16 protein-coding genes are annotated in these 18,646 nt (G+C 60.4%); 9 read left to right on the forward strand and 7 right to left on the reverse strand.

Going from position 1 to position 18,646, the window contains the following annotated elements:
- The first annotated feature begins 229 nt into the window (after positions 1-229).
- Complete coding sequence (locus KDW95_RS03725; protein WP_255854927.1) at positions 230-1,687, forward strand: aspartate ammonia-lyase; 1,458 nt, start codon at positions 230-232, stop codon at positions 1,685-1,687.
- Positions 1,688-1,726: 39 nt separating this feature from the next.
- Positions 1,727-3,007 (forward strand): dicarboxylate/amino acid:cation symporter, encoded by a 1,281-nt coding sequence (locus tag KDW95_RS03730; RefSeq protein WP_255854928.1) that lies wholly within the window; start codon positions 1,727-1,729, stop codon positions 3,005-3,007.
- A 215-nt stretch (positions 3,008-3,222) separates the two neighbouring features.
- On the opposite strand, the gene KDW95_RS03735 is transcribed toward KDW95_RS03730, so the two are convergent.
- From KDW95_RS03735 to KDW95_RS03765, 7 genes are all read right to left on the reverse strand, one after another.
- Entirely contained in the window at positions 3,223-4,038 is an 816-nt protein-coding gene (locus KDW95_RS03735) for an IclR family transcriptional regulator (RefSeq protein WP_255854929.1), read from the reverse strand.
- Positions 4,039-4,181: 143 nt separating this feature from the next.
- A complete protein-coding gene (locus KDW95_RS03740; RefSeq protein ID WP_255854930.1) occupies positions 4,182-4,892 on the reverse strand; it encodes an ABC transporter ATP-binding protein in 711 nt (236 codons plus the stop codon).
- The gene (locus KDW95_RS03745; protein ID WP_255854931.1) at positions 4,889-5,050 is read right to left on the reverse strand and encodes a hypothetical protein; all 162 of its coding nucleotides are present in this window, start codon (positions 5,048-5,050) and stop codon (positions 4,889-4,891) included. Before KDW95_RS03745 ends, KDW95_RS03740 begins: the two co-directional genes overlap by 4 nt.
- A 253-nt stretch (positions 5,051-5,303) precedes the next feature.
- Positions 5,304-6,119, reverse strand: coding sequence for an ABC transporter ATP-binding protein (locus tag KDW95_RS03750; RefSeq protein ID WP_255854932.1), 816 nt, complete (start codon positions 6,117-6,119; stop codon positions 5,304-5,306).
- Positions 6,116-7,075 carry a branched-chain amino acid ABC transporter permease gene (locus tag KDW95_RS03755; RefSeq protein WP_255854933.1) on the reverse strand — a complete coding sequence of 320 codons (960 nt, stop codon included), beginning with the start codon at positions 7,073-7,075 and terminating at the stop codon, positions 6,116-6,118. Before KDW95_RS03755 ends, KDW95_RS03750 begins: the two co-directional genes overlap by 4 nt.
- 22 nt (positions 7,076-7,097) lie before the next feature.
- Positions 7,098-7,961 carry a branched-chain amino acid ABC transporter permease gene (locus KDW95_RS03760; RefSeq protein WP_255856465.1) on the reverse strand — a complete coding sequence of 288 codons (864 nt, stop codon included), beginning with the start codon at positions 7,959-7,961 and terminating at the stop codon, positions 7,098-7,100.
- Positions 7,962-8,205: 244 nt separating this feature from the next.
- Positions 8,206-9,381: an ABC transporter substrate-binding protein gene (locus KDW95_RS03765; protein ID WP_255854934.1), complete on the reverse strand. Its 1,176-nt coding sequence runs from the start codon at positions 9,379-9,381 to the stop codon at positions 8,206-8,208.
- Positions 9,382-9,819: 438 nt separating this feature from the next.
- On the opposite strand from KDW95_RS03765, the gene catA reads away from it, so the two are divergent.
- The 7 genes from catA to KDW95_RS03800 all read left to right on the forward strand — a co-directional run bounded on the left by catA (position 9,820) and on the right by KDW95_RS03800 (position 16,846).
- Positions 9,820-10,758 carry a catechol 1,2-dioxygenase gene (gene catA / locus KDW95_RS03770; protein WP_255854935.1) on the forward strand — a complete coding sequence of 313 codons (939 nt, stop codon included), beginning with the start codon at positions 9,820-9,822 and terminating at the stop codon, positions 10,756-10,758.
- Between the two features lie 72 nt (positions 10,759-10,830).
- On the forward strand, positions 10,831-12,207 hold the full coding sequence (locus KDW95_RS03775) for a Rieske 2Fe-2S domain-containing protein (protein WP_255854936.1): 1,377 nt from the start codon (positions 10,831-10,833) through the stop codon (positions 12,205-12,207).
- Positions 12,204-12,695, forward strand: coding sequence for a benzoate 1,2-dioxygenase small subunit (gene benB, locus KDW95_RS03780; protein ID WP_255854937.1), 492 nt, complete (start codon positions 12,204-12,206; stop codon positions 12,693-12,695). The genes KDW95_RS03775 and benB overlap by 4 nt, the downstream gene beginning before the upstream one ends.
- Positions 12,696-12,714: 19 nt before the next feature.
- Entirely contained in the window at positions 12,715-13,743 is a 1,029-nt protein-coding gene (gene benC / locus KDW95_RS03785) for a benzoate 1,2-dioxygenase electron transfer component BenC (protein ID WP_304941574.1), read from the forward strand.
- On the forward strand, positions 13,740-14,522 hold the full coding sequence (locus tag KDW95_RS03790; protein ID WP_255854938.1) for a 1,6-dihydroxycyclohexa-2,4-diene-1-carboxylate dehydrogenase: 783 nt from the start codon (positions 13,740-13,742) through the stop codon (positions 14,520-14,522). The genes benC and KDW95_RS03790 overlap by 4 nt, the downstream gene beginning before the upstream one ends.
- Before the next feature lie 88 nt (positions 14,523-14,610).
- Positions 14,611-15,960 (forward strand): MFS transporter, encoded by a 1,350-nt coding sequence (locus KDW95_RS03795; protein WP_255854939.1) that lies wholly within the window; start codon positions 14,611-14,613, stop codon positions 15,958-15,960.
- 172 nt (positions 15,961-16,132) lie between these two features.
- Entirely contained in the window at positions 16,133-16,846 is a 714-nt protein-coding gene (locus KDW95_RS03800) for an RluA family pseudouridine synthase (protein WP_255854940.1), read from the forward strand.
- The last annotated feature ends 1,800 nt before the right edge of the window (positions 16,847-18,646 follow it).

Raw genomic sequence — 18,646 nt, forward strand, 5'->3', positions numbered from 1 at the left:
GATTATTCTGTTTTTGTCTGATTCTTCATAGCTTTGGTTATACCCCTCGACCCCCGCCAACTTTCCCATTTTTAGCGAAAATATCTTTCAATAACAATGGTTTATTGAATATCTAAAAACCTGGCATCGTCATTGCTATCTACTGTGCAGAGATCGCGTTATCGCAGGCCCCGACCCCAAGGCAGGCCGCCATGACCGGTACAACCACACACAGTATGAGATGAACTCGATGGGTCAGCACGAATCGGCGCAACAGTTGAATAATCGGCGGCGGGAAAAGGATCTGCTTGGCGAAGCCTGGGTCCCGAAGTCCGCCTATTACGGTATCCAGACACAGCGTGCCCAGGAAAACTTTGACCTGAGCGGCATCAAGCTCAGCCTGTTCCCGCAGCTGATCAAGGCACTGGCGCTGGTCAAGATGGCCTGTGCCAAGGCCAACAATCAGCTCGAGCTGCTGGACGATACCAAGACTGACGCCATCCTGGCGGCAGGCAAGGCGCTGCTGGCGGGCCAGCACCACGATCAGTTCATCATCGACATGATTCAGGGCGGCGCCGGCACCTCGACCAACATGAACGCCAACGAGGTCATGGCCAACATCGCCCTCGAGTACCTGGGGCATGAGCGCGGCGAGTACAGCTACCTGCACCCCAACAACGACGTCAACATGTCCCAGTCCACCAACGACGCCTACCCAACGGCCGTGCGTCTGGCAATCCTGTTGCGCCACGGTGACCTGGTCAAGTCGCTGGCCTCCCTGCGTGATGTCTTCGCCGCCAAGGGCGAGGAGTTTGCGGACATCCTCAAGATGGGCCGTACCCAGCTGCAGGACGCGGTGCCCATGACCCTGGGCCAGGAATTCCAGTCCTTCGCCAGCACCCTGGGCGAAGACATCCAGCGCATCGATGGCCTGTCCGAGCTGCTCAAGGAAGTGAACCTGGGTGGCACGGCCATTGGTACCGGCATCAACACCGATCCCGAATACGCCCGTCTGGCGGTGGGTCACCTGTCCCAGCTCAGCGGTTTCGAATTCAAGCGCGCCACTGACCTGGTGGAAGCCAGCTCTGATATGGGCGCCTTCGTGCTGTTCTCCGGCATGCTCAAGCGCCTGGCCGTCAAACTCTCCAAGATCGCCAACGACCTGCGCATGCTCAGCATGGGGCCGCGCTGTGGCCTGAACGAAATCAACCTGCCGGCACAGCAGCCCGGCAGCTCCATCATGCCCGGCAAGATCAACCCGGTGATCCCGGAAGCGGTCAACCAGGTCGCCTACCAGGTGATCGGCAACGACATCGCCATCACCATGGCGGCCGAAGCCGGACAGCTGCAGCTCAACGCCATGGAACCGCTGATCGCCTACAACGTGCTGGAATCCATCCGCATGCTGTCCCAGGCCATGGACATGTTCCGCAACCGCTGTGTGCGGGGCATTACCGCCAACCGTGACCGCTGCCAGGAACTGGTGGACCAGAGCATTGGCGTTATCACCGCCGTGGTGCCCTACATCGGTTACGACAACTCCACCCGCATCGCCAAGAACGCGCTGGAAACAGGGCGCGGTGTGCTGGAGCTGATCCGTGAAGAAGAGCTGATGAGCGAGGAAGAGCTCAACGAAGTGCTCAAGCCCGCCAACATGATTCGCCCGCAGCGTCGCCGCGTGGCGGCCAAAGCGGCAAACATCGCTTGAAAGAGCCAACAACAACGACAAATAGCAACGGAGTAACCCATGCAACAGGCAACCATTGAACTGAACCGTCCGGGCTTCTGGAGCTCGCTGGCACTGTGGAAGAAAATCCTTGTCGGTATGGCGCTGGGGATGATCGCAGGTGTGTTTCTGGGCCCCGATGCCGAGATTCTCAAGCCCATCGGCACCCTGTTTATCAACGCCATCAAGATGCTGATCGTACCCCTGGTGTTCTGCTCCCTGGTGGTGGGTGTCACCTCCATGCAGGATACGCGCAAGCTCGGTCGTATTGGCCTTAAATCCCTGGTGCTCTACATGCTGACCACGGCAGTGGCCATTAGCATCGGTCTGGGCCTGGGTGCGTTCTTTCAGCCGGGTGAAGGCATCAACATGGTCGCCTCCAGCGCGGCTGCCGCCACCAGCGAGGCACCGACCCTGGTGCAGACGCTGCTGGCCATGATTCCGACGAACCCTGTAAGTGCGCTGGCCGCGGGCAACATCCTGCAGATCATCGTCTTCGCACTGGGCCTGGGTATCGCGCTGAACCTCAGCGGCGAAAAAGCCAAGCCTGCGGTCGAGCTGTTTGAAAGCCTGGCCGAGGGCATGTACAAGCTGACCGAAATGGTGATGAAGCTTGCGCCCTATGGGGTATTCGGCCTGATGGCCTGGGTTGCCGGCAAGTACGGTCTGGAAATCCTGCTGCCGCTGATCAAGGTTATCGCCGTGGTCTACGTCGGTGCCGTGATTCACGTGCTGGTGGTTTACACCGGCCTGATCAGTGTACTGGGTCGCCTGAATCCGGTGCGTTACCTCAAGGGATTGGTGAACCCGGCGGCGGTGGCGTTCACCACCACCAGCAGCTCCGGCACCCTGCCGGCCACCATCAAGGCTGCGCGTGAGGAGATGGGCGTATCCAAGGGCATCTCCAGCTTCGTACTGCCGCTGGGCGCCACCATCAACATGGATGGCACGGCGCTGTACCAGGGTGTTTGTGCGCTCTTTATCGCCCAGGCCTTTGGTATCGACCTGGCGTTCTCCGACTACCTGCTGATCATCATGACTTCGACCCTGGCATCCATCGGCACTGCCGGTGTACCGGGTGCGGGCCTGATCATGCTGTCGCTGGTACTGACCACCGTCGGCCTGCCGATGGAAGGCCTGGCCATCATTGCCGGTATCGACCGTATCCTGGACATGGCACGCACCAGCGTGAACGTCTGCGGCGACCTGGCGGTTTCGGTCCTGGTTGGCAAGAGCGAGAACGAGCTGGACGAAACCATCTACAACCGTGACAGCTCGGCGGCGGTCGCTGAACGCGCCTGATCACTCTGCGCTGAGGTCAGTTTTATAAAAACGGGGAATACTCGGCCTGGCCGGGTATTCCCCGTTTGCGTGTTTGGCGCGAAAATTCCGTTCGTTAAGCCGCAGTGGCGGCGCCATCCTGAGCTATCAGCTATCAGCTATCAGCTATCAGCTATCAGCTATCAGCTATCAGCTATCAGCTTGTTCCTTGTTCCTTGCTCCTTGTACCTCGCGCCTTAAACCGCGTTGCCACAGATCAGCTTGGTGGTGCCGCGGGTGGTGGCGCTCAGCAGGCGCTCAAGGCGCTGACCCGGGCGCACATCAGTATCGCTGGCCATGCCCATCAGGCTGATGACGGCCTGTATCTGGCCGCCCAGGTTGAACACCGGGCTGCTGATCACGTTGATATCCGGCAGGAAGTCGCCGTAGAAACAGGCCTGGGCATTGTTGCGGGTGGCCTTGAGCAGGCTGTAAAAATCCTGCCGTTGCAACTGCCGGCCCTGGTAGCGGGGCAGGGCGCTGGGGGCTTGGTAAAAATCGTCGACGATGCGGCGCTGGCGCTCGGCGGGCAGGTAGGCCAGGAACAGGCGACCGGCGGCGGAGAAAAACGGCGACAGTTCGCTGCCCAGGCGTACATTCACCGCCAGCACCTGGCTGGAATCGAGCCAGTTGACGATTAGCGGCATCTTGCCGTTCCAGATCGCCACCGACAGGGTGCGATCCGTGGCCTGGTGCAGGCGGGCGGCGGCATCGAAGGTAATGGGCATGGGGTCGATCCGCTTGAGGGCCGCCATGCCAAGGCTGAGGCTGGCGGTCGCCAGGCTGTAGCGGGCGTTCGGGCCCTGCACGATATACTGCATGCGCACGAGGCTGATGAGGTACTTGTGCAGCCGGCTGGACGACAGGTCGAGCCGCAGGGACAGATCCTTCAGGCTTAGCGGCGTGGCAGAACGGGCGATTTCGTTCAGTACCCGCAGACCGATTTCCAGCGAGCCGATGCCCTGGCGACTGGTTTCGGTTGCGCTCGGCGGTGATGTCTTGGCTGGAGTCATGTTTGCCCTCGCCCTGGGGTTGTTGTGCCGGCGGGATAGCCCGCCCGGTGGCACGGTGTATTCCATGGCCGGGAGTCTGCAACGCCGGCCATGCTGCCGTCAATGCTGGTCGGTGCGCGATGGATGTCGCGCACCGGCGGGCATCAGACGCCGAGGTGGGACTCAACCTCGCTGCGCTGGGCCAGCAACTGCTGGCTGTCGCCCTCGAACATCACCCGACCCTTGACCAGCACGATGTGATGGTCGCAGATTTTTTCCAGCACCTGGATGTTCTTGTCCACGATCAGGGTCGAGACCCCGCTGGCCTTGATGGTGCGGATTACCTCCCAGATCTCCTTGCGGATCAGCGGCGCCAGACCTTCGGTGGCCTCATCCAGGATCAGCAGATCGGGGTTGGTCATCAGGGCCCGGCCGATGGCCAGCATCTGCTGTTCGCCGCCGGACAACTGGGTACCCAGGTTCGTCAGGCGCTCCTGCAGCCGCGGGAAGGTGGCCAGTACGCGGTCATAGTCCCACAGCACTTCGCGGCGCCGGTTCGGCCGTGCCGCCATCTGCAGATGCTCTTTCACTGTCAGATTATGGAACATGCCCCGGCCCTCGGGCACATAGGCGATATCCCGGCGCATGCGTTGCCAGGTGGGCAGGCCATCGAGATCCTGATCCTGAAACCGCACCTGGCCACTGCGCGGTGTCAGCACACCCAGAATGGACTTGAGTGTCGTGGTTTTGCCCATGCCGTTACGGCCCATCAAGCTGACCGCCTGGCCCTGTTTAATGTAAAACGACACACCGTGCAGCACGTGGCTTTCGCCGTAGAGGGTGTGCAGGCTGCGGACTTCAAGCAGATTGTTCATGATGCTGACTCCTGGCGAACGGCATGCCGATTGCGCGTTATTTCCGTCACAGGAAAACTGACAGCCTGACCCTGTTTTATGTCAAACGACACACCGTGCAGTACATGGCTTTCTCCGTAAAGAGTATGCAGGCTGCGGACTTCAAGCAGATTGTTCATGATGCTGACTCCTGGCGAACGGCATGCCGATTGCGCGTTATTTCCGTCACAGGACAACTCACGGCCTGACCCTGTTTTATGTCAAACGACACACCGTGCAGCACGTGGCTTTCGCCGTAGAGGGTGTGCAGGCTGCGGACTTCCAATAAATTGCTCATCTCAAATAACCTCATCGCCTTGGCTGCAGTAATAGCGCGTACTTTGGCCTGCTGGTTTGTTTTTTTGGGGGGCTGATGTTCGTTAGGTTGATCCTTTAAATCACCTCGTCGCCCTGGCCCAGATAGGCATGTTTCACACGGGCATCGTCCCGTACCCGCTCAACGCTGTCCGTGACCAGGTGCTGGCCGTCGACCAGTACCGTGAGCTGGTCGGACAGCGCGAACACGGCGTCCATATCGTGCTCCACCAGCACGATGCAGTAGTCCTGCTTGAGGCTCTTGAGCAGCTGGATAATCAGCTGGGACTCTTCGTGCCCCATGCCGGCCATGGGCTCATCGAGCAACAGCACGCTGGGCGCGGTGGCCAGTACCGTGGCGATCTCGAGCTGGCGCTGTTCGCCGTAACTGATGCGTGAGGCAATTGCATCGCGCCGGTGCGAGAGGCCTACCTTTTCCAGTGCCTGTGCCGCCATTTCGGTCAGCAGCCTGTCGCTGTGACGCGAGCGAAAGATATTGAAGCTGCCGCCCACCCGGCGCTGGGCGGCAATGCTGCAGTTCTCCAGGCAGGTGGCGCTGGGGTAGATATTGGTTTTCTGAAAGCCGCGCCCGATGCCCCGGCGGCTGAACTCATGGGGCCGGATTGCATCGATCGCTTCGCCGTTGTGCAGGATCTTGCCGCGGGTGGGGGCGTAGCTGCCGCACAGCAGGTTCAGCAGGGTGCTCTTGCCGGCACCGTTGGGCCCAACGATGCCATGCAGCCTGCGGTCGTGGAATTGCAGCGACAGATCATCCAGCGCCTTGAGGCCGCCCCAGTACTTGCACAGACCTTCTGTTTGCAAAACAACGTCCGTCACCGGGCAGGGCGTGGCCGGGGGCGCGAGGTCTGCGGGTTTCAATACGATGCTGCTCATTTGCGTTTCTCCACCAGGGATTCCAGGTAGCCTGCCAGACCATGCCGGAACGCCAGTACCATCAGGATGATCAGGCTGCCCATGGGCAGCAGCCAGTTCTCGGTGAGGTGTTCAAAGCCGTAATGCAGGCCTTCGTACACCAGGGTGCCGAGAATGGCGCCGTAGAGGGTGCCAAGCCCGCCGAGTATCGACATCACCAGGGCTGTGCCGGAGGTTTGCCAGGACAGCATCGAGGGGTTAACGAAGCCGTATTGCAGCGCGAAGAGGTAGCCGGCGTAGGCGCCCAGCGCCGAGGCGATGACATAGCTGGCCAGGCGAAAGTGCAGCACGTTGTAGCCCAGCGCGGTGGTGCGCTCGGGGTTTTCCTGCACGGCATCCATGATGCGGCCGAACTTGGAGCGCATGAGCAACTTGAAGAACAGCAGGCAGTTGAACAGCGAGAGCAGGCACAGGTAGTAAAAGTGCGTCGGGTTGTCGAGGTCGAACAGGCTCAGGCCGAACACATCGGTCTCGGGCTTAACGAAGATAAAGAGGCCATCATTGCCGCCAAATTCCGTGGAATCCGAGAAGAAATAGAAGCACATCTGGGCCAGCGCCAGGGTGATCATGATCATGTAGATGCCGCTGGTACGCAGCACGATAACGCCCACCACCAGTGCGATCACCGACGCGATGGCCAGCACGTAGAAGGTGTATAGCCAGAAGTTTACCGCCTCGTATTCCGGCGCCAGCATCACGAACAGGTAGCCGCCCATGCCGTAAAACAGCGCATGGCCCAGGGTCACCAGGCCGCAACGGCCCACCAGGTAATCCAGCGACATGACAAAGATCGACAGGATCAGGATGGTCGCCAGCTTGTTGACATAAAAGGTGTTCTGATCCAGCAGCAGCGGCATTAGCAGCGCCAGCGGGAAGAACAGCCAGACAAACAGTTTTTCCGCACGGTTATTAAACATGGGACTTTCTCCGAACTGGGCGTTAGCTGGCGAACAGGCCCCTGGGCCTTATCAGCAGCACAACCGCCATCAGGATGTAGATCATCATGCTGGATACCTGCGGCAGCATGATCGAGGAAAAGGTATCGACAATGCCCACCATCAGCGCGCCGACAAAGGCGCCCTTGATGGAGCCCATGCCGCCGATAACCACCACCACAAAGCAGGAAATCAGCACATGTTCACCCATGCCCGGTACTACCGAGACCATGGGGGCCGAGACGATGCCGGCGATGGCGGCCAGGGCGACGCCGGCGGCAAACACCAGCGTATAGAGGCGATTGATATCCACCCCCAGGCACTCGACCATGTCGCGGTTGGACTCGCCGGCACGGATCAGCATGCCAAGGCGGGTGCGGTTGATGGTCAGGTACATGCCGATGCCGATCAGAATGCACAGGCCCGAGACGAACAGCCGGTACACCGGGTACTCGATCATCTCGGTCAGCGGGATGGCGCCATCGAGCCAGGCGGGCACCGCCACGCCCAGCGGGTCATTGCCCCAGAGGAGGCTTTGCAGCGCATTGAACACGAAGATCAGGCCGATGGTCAGCAGCACCTGGTCCAGGTGGTTGCGCCGGTACAGCCGGATGATCAGGGTGCGCTCGATCAGGATACCCAGCAGCAGGGCGATAATGGCCGAGATCACCGCCGCCACGCCGAAGCTGCCGGTGGTGTTGACGAAATACCAGGCCAGGTAGGCGCCCACCATGTACATGGAACCGTGGGCCAGGTTGAGAATGCCCATGACACCGAACACCAGGGTCAGGCCAGAGGCGATCAGGAACAGCAGCAGGCCGTACTGCACGCCGTTCATCAGTTGGAACAGAAACAGGGTTATATCCATCATCGTGCGCCCGTCAGGTCGAGCCTGTACGCCGCCATAAGCGGTGCTGCGTACAGGCCGAGAGTGGGGAAAAGGGGGCCTGGCAGCCTGTCGGACTTGGCCGATCGTAGCGAGGGACAGCCCGTTTTGAGGAAGTTTTTGGGCTCTTTTGAGACGAATAGTGGTTCTATTCAACAAAAAAGAGCACGAAAAATGACCAAAATCGGCTTTCCCGCAGTAGATCAGTGGTAAGTCCGACAGGCTGCTAGAGCTTGCAGCCGCGCGCGGGGTCTTCAAGCGCTGCGGCGGCAATGCTCAGCACCTGGTTTTCGCCGTTGACGACCTTGCGCAGGTAGATGTCCTGCACCGGGTTGTGGGCTTTGGAGAAGGTGAACTTGCCGCGGGGGCTGTCGATGGTGCTGGCTTGCATGGCGGCAATTAGCGCCGTGCGATTACTGATGTCGCCCCCCAGGGTATTCAGGGCCTGGGCGATCAGCAGCCCGGCGTCATATCCCTGCACCGCATAGATATCGGCCGGTTTGCCGAAGCTGCTGGCGTAATCCTGACGGAATTTGTGGTTGGCGGCGTTATCCAGGTTGTCGGCGTAGTGCAGCGTGGTGAGAATGCCTTCGGCGGCATCCCCCTGGGCTTCAAGCGTGCCTTCGGTCAGAAAGCCCGCGCCCAGCAGCGGAATCTTGTCGCTCAGGCCCAGCGCGTTGTAGTCCTTGACGAACTTTACTGCGCCACCGCCGGCAAAGAAGACGAACACCGCATCGGGTGCGGTTGCCGCTATATCGGTGATGTAGGGCTGGAATTCGGTTTTGGGGAAGGGCACCAGAATCTGCTTGACGATTTCGCCACCGCCGGCGGTGAAGGATTCTTCAAAGGCTTCGAGGCTTTCCTTGCCCATGCCGTAGTTCCAGCTCATGGTCACGACTTTCTTGTAGCCGGCATCCAGGGCCACCTTGCCCATGGGCCAGGACGGCTGCCAGGACGAAAACGAGGTGCGAAACACGTTGGGTGCACAGAGCGGGCCCGTGGCTGCGGCGGCACCGGCATTGGGGATGATCATGATCGCATCCTTGTTGCGCAGCACCTTGGACATGCCCATGGCAACGCCGGAATGTACCGGGCCGATAATGAAGTCGGCCTTGTCCTTGTCCAGCAGGGACGACGCCAGCTCCGGCGCCCGTTCGGGCCTGGCCTCGGTATCCAGCTCCAGGTACTCGATGTCCCGGCCATGCAGCTGCGCGGCGTTCTGCGTGAGCGCGAGCTTAAGGCCGTTGCGTCCGGCATCGCCGAGGGCAGCGTAAACGCCGCTGAAGGGCAGCATGATGCCGACTTTCACCGGCTCTGCCGCAAGGTTGGAACCGACGCTGAGCAGGCCGGCGGTAGCGCAGGCGCTAACCAGGGCACGCAGCCCCTTCTTGTTGTTATGCATGGTTGAAGACTCCCTTGAGTATTCGATTTATGGCGGGAGACTCATTGTTAGATCCAGAGCGATTTCGACAATAGCCGTTGTCTGCACCGCTTTATCCGTTACATGCAAAGCCGGCTAGCGCCGGCTTCAGCGCAGCACACTCATCTTGCCCTTGCCCTTGCCCTTGCCCTTGCCCTTGCCCTTGTCCTTGCCCTTGCCCTTGCCCTTGCCCTTGCCCTTGCGCCTTTCCCCTTTCACCTTGCCCGTTTCCCTGCTTTTCACCCCGTGCAGGAAAAGGATAAAGGCTGTCACAAACTGGATAGTTGGCGATCGTTCCGCTGCTTAAGCTGGCTATAAATCGGGTGTGCCGTCAGGCAGCCGCCATGCCGGGTTCACTGGCCGGCGTGAAGGTCGGAGCAAGGGCGTAGCCACAACAACAAGAGACTGAGGAGCAAGACAATGAGTGTTAAAACCATGCATACGGCCGAGGTCAGGGAACTGCTGGAAAAGGTCGCCGGGCTGAACCAGGACGCGGGTGACGCGCGGGTGAAGGCCATTGTTCACCGAGTCATGCACGACATTTTCCAGACCATCGAGGATCTCGATGTGACCCCGCAGGAGTTCTGGAGCGCCGTCTACTACATCAACGAGCTGGGCCAGAACGGTGAAGCCGCGTTGCTGGCGCCGGGCCTTGGCATGGATCGGTACCTGGATATCCGCATGGATGCCGAGGACGCGCAGGCGGGCCTTCACGGCGGTACGCCGCGCACCATCGAGGGGCCGCTGTACGTGGCCGGCGCGCCGCTGAGCGAGGGCTTTGCCCGCATGGACGACGGCAGCGAGGGCGGCGAAAGCATGATCCTGACCGGCCAGGTTACCGACGAGCAGGGCAATCCGCTGGCCAATGCCATTGTCGATATCTGGCACGCCAACCTTAAAGGCGCCTACTCCTACTTCGATCAGTCCCAGAGCGACTACAACCTGCGTCGGCGCATCAAGACCGACAGCCAGGGGCGTTACGTCGCCCGCAGCATCATCCCCTGCGGTTACGGCTGCCCGCCGGATGGCGCCACCCAGAAACTGCTGAACCAGCTGGGGCGCCACGGCAACCGTCCAGCCCATATCCACTACTTCGTATGCGCGCCGGGCCACAAGCACCTGACGACCCAGATCAACCTGGCGGGCGACCCGTACACCTTCGACGATTTCGCCTTTGCGACCCGCGACGAGCTGGTGGTCCAGGCACAGCGTATAGAAGACCCATCAGAGGCAGCCGCGTACGACATCCAGGGGCCTTTCACCCGCGTCGAGTTCAACGTGCAGCTGGTCTCTACCGACAAGCCGCAACTGCAGGTTCGCCACGAGCGCAACCGTGCGCTGGAAACCGACGCGGTCTGAGTATCGCCCCAGCCCCTGCGTCCGCAAAACGGTCACCCAAACAACAAGACCACAGAATGAGGATTGACGACCATGACTCGCCAACTCGATGCACTTGAAACCCGGATCCGTGGCGCGGTGCAAGCCGACCCGGCAACCGGTCACTACCGCTGCGATCGCGGTGTCTTTACCGACCAGGAGCTGTTTGACCTGGAGATGAAACACATCTTTGAAGGCAACTGGGTGTTCCTGGCCCATGAAAGCCAGATCGAAAATCCCGGCGACTATTTCACCACCACGGTGGGCCGCCAGCCGGTTGTGATCACCCGTAGCAAGGTAGGCGAGCTGCAGGCGCTGCTCAACACCTGCTCGCACCGCGGTGCTACCCTGTGCCGCAAAAAGCGCGGCAACAAGGCATCCTTTACCTGCCCGTTCCACGGCTGGACCTTCAAGAACGACGGCAAGCTGCTGAAGGCCCGCGACCAGAAGAAGGGCGGCTACCCGGACAGCTTCAATACCGACGGCTCCCACGATCTGAAACACCTGCCCCAGTTCGAGTCCTACCGCGGCTTCCTGTTCGGCAGCCTCAACGCGGACGTGCTGCCGCTGGGCGAATACCTGGGTGAAACCCGCAAGATCATCGACAACATCGTGGATCAGGCCGAGGACGGTCTGGAAGTGCTGCGCGGCACCTCCACCTATACCTACGAAGGCAACTGGAAGCTGACCGCCGAAAACGGCGCAGACGGCTACCATGTCGGCACCGTGCACTGGAACTACCTCTCCACCATGGGGCAGCGCAACTACGACCAGGGCGGTACCGAAGCGGTCGACGCCAAGAGCTGGTCCAGCGAAGGCGGTTTCTATTCGTTCGAGCATGGCCACATGATGCTGTGGACCCGCCTGACCAACCCGCAGGTACGCCCGGTGTACAACCACCTGGAACGCCTGCAGGCGCAGGTCGGCGAGGCCCGTGCCGATTCGATCGTCAATACCACCAAGAACCTGTGCCTCTATCCGAACGTCTACCTGATGGATCAGTTCTCCACCCAGATCCGCGTGCTGCGCCCGATCTCCGTCGACAAGACCGAAATCACCATCTTCTGCTGGGCGCCCAAGGGCGAACCGGCCGCGGACCGGGCCAAGCGTATCCGCCAGTACGAGGATTTCTTCAATGTCACCGGTATGGGTACGCCGGATGACCTGGAAGAGTTCCGCGCCTGCCAGCGCGGCTATGAAGGCCGGGAGCTGAAGTGGAACGACATGAGCCGCGGCGCCAGTCACTGGATCGAGGGGCCGGATGCGAGCGCAGACGCCATCGGGCTGAAGCCGATCCTCAGCGGGATCAAGCCGGAGGATGAAGGTCTTTACGTAACGCACCATCAGCACTGGGTGGCTGAAATGCTCAAGGCCGTTGCAACCGAACGTGACCGCTTTATTTCCATTGCTGCAAAGGGGGCCTCGGCATGAGCATGACATACGAACAGATTCAGGCGTTTATCTTTCGGGAAGCACGGCTGCTGGACGACCGTCAGTGGGACGAGTGGCTCAGCTGCTACAGCGAAAACGTGGTGTACTGGATGCCGGCCTGGGACGACGAGGACCGCCTCACCGAGGACCCGCAGTCGGAAATCTCGCTGATCTACTACCCCAACCGCAACGGCCTGGAAGACCGGGTCTACCGCATCAAGACCGAGCGTTCCGGCGCCACCTCGATGCCGGAGCCGCGTACCACGCACCTGACCTCCAACCTGGAGATCCTGTCCCAGGATGGCCAGGAGGTGAAGCTGCGCTTTAACTGGCAGACCAACAGCCACCGCTACCACAAGACCGAGATTTTTTTCGGGACCTCGTTTTACACCCTGGATATCAGCGGCGAGGCGCCCCTCATTACCGAGAAGAAGATCGTCCTGAACAACGACTATATCAACCAAGTGCTTGATATTTATAACATCTAACGGCCGTGGAGAGACGATCATGAGTTACAGCATCGCGCTCAACTTTGAAGACGGCGTCACCCGTTTCGTGACCTGCAACGAGGGCGAAACCGTTCTGGATGCCGCCTACCGCGCAAAGATCAACCTGCCGATGGACTGCTCCGACGGCGTCTGCGGCACCTGCAAGGGGACGTGCCACCAGGGCGCCTTTGACTTGGGCGACGAATACATCGACGACGCCCTGACCGACGACGAAGTGGCGCAGGGCAGGGTGCTGACCTGCCAGATGGTGCCCAGCAGCGATTGCGTGGTCGAGGTGCCGGTGGCCTCAACGCTGTGCAAGACCGGCACGAGCGAGGTAACCGGCACGGTCGCCGAGGTTAACCTGGTTTCAGCCACCGCCATCGAGCTGAAAGTGACGGCGGACGCGGATATCGCTTTCCTCGCCGGGCAGTATGTCAATATCCAGGTGCCCGGCAGCAGCCAAAGCCGTGCCTATTCCTTCAGTTCCCGCCCCGGCAGCCGGGAACTGAGCTTCCTGATTCGCAACGTGCCCGGCGGCCTGATGAGCTCCTGGCTGGTCGACAAGGCGAAACCTGGCGACAAGCTGAGCCTCACCGGCCCGATGGGCAGCTTTTACCTGCGCCCGGTGGCGCGCCCGGTGCTGATGCTGGCGGGGGGAACGGGTCTTGCGCCCTTCCTGGCCATGCTGGAATACCTGCAGCAGCACGGCTGTGACCAGCCGACGCACCTGATCTACGGTGTGACCAACGACGACGACCTGGTGTGCGTGCAGGCACTGGAGCAGTTTGCCGGCACGCTGGAGAACGTCAGCGTCAAGACCGTGGTCGCCAGTGAAGCGAGCGACCATCCGTACAAGGGCTATGTCACCAACCATATGGACAACGCCCCCATCAACGATGGCGATGTGGACGTGTACCTCTGTGGCCCGCCGCCCATGGTGGATGCGGTGCTGGGGTATTTCCGCGCGCAGGGCATCAATCCGAATTCCTTCCATTACGAGAAGTTCACCCCGAGCACGCCCGGTGCCAGCGAGGCCGTGGCATGACCGCGCGCTTCAGGAACCAGGTTGCGGTGGTCACCGGTGCGGCCCAGAGCATTGGCCGGGCTGTAGCGGAACAGCTGGCCCGCGAAGGCGCCCAGCTGGTGCTGGTGGACCTGTCTGACCTGGTGCACGACGTGGCCCGGGAGATCAGTGCCAGTGGCGCACCCGAGCCCCTGGTGGTGCTGGCGAACCTGGAACAGTACGAGGGTGCCAGCCGGGTAATGGCCCAGGCTCAGGAGGCCTTTGGGCGCATCGATATCCTGATCAACAACGTCGGCGGCACCATCTGGGTACAGCCATTCGAGCACTACGAAGAGGCGCAGATAGAGGCCGAAGTGCGTCGTTCGCTGTTCCCGACGCTCTGGTGCTGCCATGCGGTGTTGCCGCTGATGCAGCAACAGCAGGCCGGCGTCATTGTGAACGTGTCGTCCATCGCCACCCGCAGCCTTAACCGGGTGCCCTACGCGGCCGCCAAGGGCGGGGTCAATGCGCTGACGGCGAGCCTGGCCTGGGAAAATGGCGAGCGCGGCATTCGCGTCAATGCCGTGGCCACCGGGGGCACCGATGTGGGCGAGCGCAGGATTCCGCGCAACAGTGCGCCGCAGTCGGAGCAGGAAAAGCGCTGGTACCAGCAGATCGTGGACCAGACCGTGGAGTCGAGCCACATGAAGCGCTACGGCCTGATGCACGAACAGGTGAACGCCATCCTGTTTCTGGCCTCCGATGCGGCCTCCTACATCACTGGCACCACCCTGCCGGTGGGCGGCGGCGATCAGGGCTGACGCCACAGGCCCGGGAGGCCTTGCGGCTACAGGCCCCGGGTTTGCCGTGACGCCGAACAACTAAAACAATATTCAAAGGTGCAGACCCATGCGCACTATCGACGTAAACGACGTTATTGATAACGCCACATTCAACCCGTTTCACTGGAAGGTGCTGCTCTGGTGCACCCTGATCATCATTTTCGACGGCTATGACCTGGTGATCTACGGCGTGGTGCTGCCGCTGCTGATGGAACAGTGGAACCTCAACCCCTACGTGGCCGGCCTTCTGGGCAGCAGTGCCCTGTTCGGCATGATGCTGGGGGCCATGAGCTTTGGCATGCTGTCGGACAGGCTGGGCCGCAAGAAGACCATCATGATCTGCGTGGTGCTGTTCAGCCTGACCACGGTGATCAACGGCTTTGCCAGCACACCCCGGGAATTCGGTATCCTGCGCTTTATCGCGGGCCTTGGAATCGGCGGCGTGATGCCCAACGTGGTCTCGCTGATGAGCGAGTACTCGCCGAAGAAAAGCCGCAGCACCCTGGTGGCGCTGATGTTCAGCGGTTACGCCGTGGGCGGCATGATGTCCGCGGGGCTGGGTATCTGGATCGTGCCCAACTATGGCTGGGAAATCATGTTCTTCCTGGCAGGCGTACCGCTGCTGCTGTTGCCGCTGATGATGAAGTTCCTGCCGGAGTCCGTGGCCTTTTTGATGCTGCACAAGCGTGAAGGGGAGGCTCGCGGCATTTTGCAGAAGATCGCCCCGGCGCAGCGGATCAGCGATGAGGATCTGCTGGTGGTACCGCCCTCGAACGAGAGCGAGGGGCCGGTGCGGGAGCTGTTCCGCGGTGGCCGTACGCTCAGTACCCTGATGTTCTGGACGGCCTTTTTCTGCTGCCTGCTGATGGTGTACGCGCTGGGGTCCTGGCTGCCGAAACTGATGTCCATGGCCGGCTACGCCCTGGGCTCCAGCATGATGTCGCTGATGGTGCTGAACATTGGCGCGATCATCGGGGCCGTGGGGGGCGGCTGGCTGGCCGACCGTTTCTCGCTGCGCTCTGTGCTGGTGAGCTTCTTTGTACTGGGCTCCGCCTCACTGGTGTTGCTGGGCCATGATCACCCGATGTGGCTGCTCTACAGCCTGATGGGCATCGCTGGCGCCACCACCATTGGCTCGCAGATTCTGCTCTACGCCTATGTGGCCCAGTATTACCCCGCCAGCATCCGCTCCACGGGGCTCGGCTGGGCCTCCGGCATTGGCCGCAACGGCGCCATCGTTGGCCCCATGCTGGGTGGCACGCTGCTGGCACTGGCGCTGCCGCACCATGTCAACTTCATCGCCCTGGCGGTTCCCGGTGTTATCGCCACCGTTGCCGTGGCCCTGGTCGGGCGCCGGGGTTTGGGCTCCGGCGCCAGCCAGCCCGATACCGCGGTGAGCGTTGCCGCCAGCAACTGAGGACCCGCCGGGGAAACGAAAGCACCGATAATCAATGCTGTACCCGCCAGGCTGCTGGCCCCCGGGCGCAGACTTGGGTAGGCTGTGCCGTTTTTGAGAAATACTCACAAAAATGGCACAGCCGGCCAGCGTTTGGCAGGGCGTGCTGAGCATCAATAGCGGGGAATGTTAGATGTCGGGTGCAGGCACGCCGATTCACAGCGTTATTGATGATTTTGTGGCACCTGTGTGTGCCGATCCAGTGGTGATTCTGTACCAGGATGACGATATCCTGCTGATCAACAAGCCCAGCGGCCTGCTTAGCCTGTCGGGTAAAAACCCTCTCAACCGGGATTCGGTGCACTACCGCCTGGTGCATGGCCAGCAAGGGCAGAGCCCGGCATTCCCCGCGGCCAAGCTACCCCATCGGCTGGATTTTGGCACCTCGGGCATGATGCTGGTGGGGCTCAATGCCGACGCCGCCAGGCACCTCAATCGGCAGTTTCAGGCACGGGGCATTCAAAAACGCTACCTGGCCTTGCTGGAAGGCTGGATCTCGGACGATCAGGGGCAGGTAACAGCGCCCATCGCGAAGGATAAAAGCCAGTTTCCCCGGGTGAAAATCTGCCACGTCACCGGCCAAACGGCCGTCAGTGAATTCAGGGTGTTAGAGCGCCTGGACCAGCCACGTCGCAGCCTGGTGGAATTCAATCCGCTAACGGGACGCACCCACCAGTTACGCATTCACAGCCAGGCAATGGGCCATCCCATTCTTGGGTGTGACCTTTACAGAAGCGAGCATAGCGAGCAGATGGCAGACCGTTTGCTGTTGCATGCCAGCGATGTGTATTTCGAGCATCCGGGCACTGGTGAGCCCTTTCATGGCCACAGCCCTTGTCCGTTTTGATCAGTGGCGGCTTGAAGGATTGCTGTGGAGTGGATGGCCATGGATGGCGGAAGGCCGCCCCGCCGGTAGTCAGAAAATGCAGGATCAATTTTCTGCTCATAAGGGGGACTTAAAGCCGTTCTGACGGATGGGTGGTACTGGGAGTGAACTGGTGATGTGGGCAGGGCTGCTGGTTGCCGGATTGCTGCCAATGCGGAATGGCTTCTTTGGTAGGGTGCCAATGAGCCTGCGAATTGCACCGTGGAGTGGTATACCGCCATAATTGATCACGAATCACGAATCACGAATCACGAATCACGAATCACGAATCACGAATCACGAATCACTAATCCGGTACAGTTAACCCACATGGGTAACAGCTCAGTTCAATGACATGGGTGACACTTTGCTGACTTTTAGGCCGCGCGAGGCGGGGATTATCCTTCGAATAACATTGTATTACTCCTGGCTACAGTGACTGTCTGGTAATTCCTGTTACGACCTCTTGGTCGTGTCACTTTATTTGCACGCGCAAAAAAAGTAACCAAGGCTCTTTACCTTGAAGAATACGCCCCAATGACGCCTTCTTGCTGCGCTCTGGCGCCATTCTGCGGGTGCCGCTAAGAGGGCATCCATGCCCTCAATCGGCGGCTCGACAGTCCCTGTCTCGCCCCTTCGGGTCTAATCGGAACATAATCCCGGTGCTCGTCGGCTGCTGAGGGGGATTGAGGCTGCTCTGATATCGCTGATGCGCGGGTGTTTGTGCGTAGGATGCGGTGAGGTGCGCATTGCACAAACCTTTACGATTGCTCCAAGCCCTGGGCGCGCCGTAACCCATCATTGTTTGCAGAGGATGCCATGATGAATCACTTGACGCCCCGGTAAACGGCCACGCTGGATCGAATCTGCCAGCAGAACATTCACCGTATTCTGCGAATTCGTATTTCGCCTGCCGGCGACCCACTTTCCTTGTTAGGCGACAAGGACTCTCTACAAGGTGAAGTGTGCAAAGGAAGCGCGCCACCCATCATCGGTCGCAGGGGATGGCATGATGAGTCGTTCGACGACCAGATGAAAGACACGCAGGATCGAGTCTGCCAGCAGAACATTTACCGTATTCTGCGAATCCGTATTTCGCCTTTCGGCGACCCACTTTCCTTGTTACGCGACAAGGAAAGTAGGCAAAGGAAGCGCGCCCCAAGGAAGCCTTTCCGCTGCGCTCTGACGCCATTGCGCGGGCGCAGCTAACGGCACATCCTGTGCCTAATCTGCGGCTCGACAGTCCCTGTTTTCGCCCCTGCGGGCCTGATCGCACAATAACGCCAGTGCTCGCCGGCTTCATAAGGGGGAATTGGAGCCGTTCTGATGTTTCGGTAGTGTGGATGGAATGGGACCTTGGACGTCGATCCGATAGTGCTGGACGGGCAGGGCTTTAGGCACAACGGTGAATCACCAATCACCAATCACCAATCACCAACCACCTTGCCACTTTCAGCTTGGACCTCGCCCCTTATACCTTGCCCATCGCCCCTGCTTTCGGCATTATGCTGAAGGCGCCGACGGAGTACTGGTGCCTGGTTTTGATCGACAATAACGCAAATCGTCAGCTGAGCAACGGAAGCCAGGCTGGGTGAATCCTTCCCCCCAAGTTCAATCCCTCCGTTCTCCCTGGCTCTGCCTGCATTGCAGGCCCGTATTTCGTTATCGTTAGGGCGGTAGCGTGGTTTATCGGACCTGTCCGCTGCCGTGGAGTAGGGTGATGCGGGTTGTAGGCATTGTGCGATTGCTTGTGTGGTAAGACGTGCCGCAGGCCAGAATCCC

Origin of the sequence: Marinobacterium rhizophilum (genome assembly GCF_024397915.1) — a bacterium.
Taxonomy (GTDB): domain Bacteria; phylum Pseudomonadota; class Gammaproteobacteria; order Pseudomonadales; family Balneatricaceae; genus Marinobacterium_A; species Marinobacterium_A rhizophilum_A.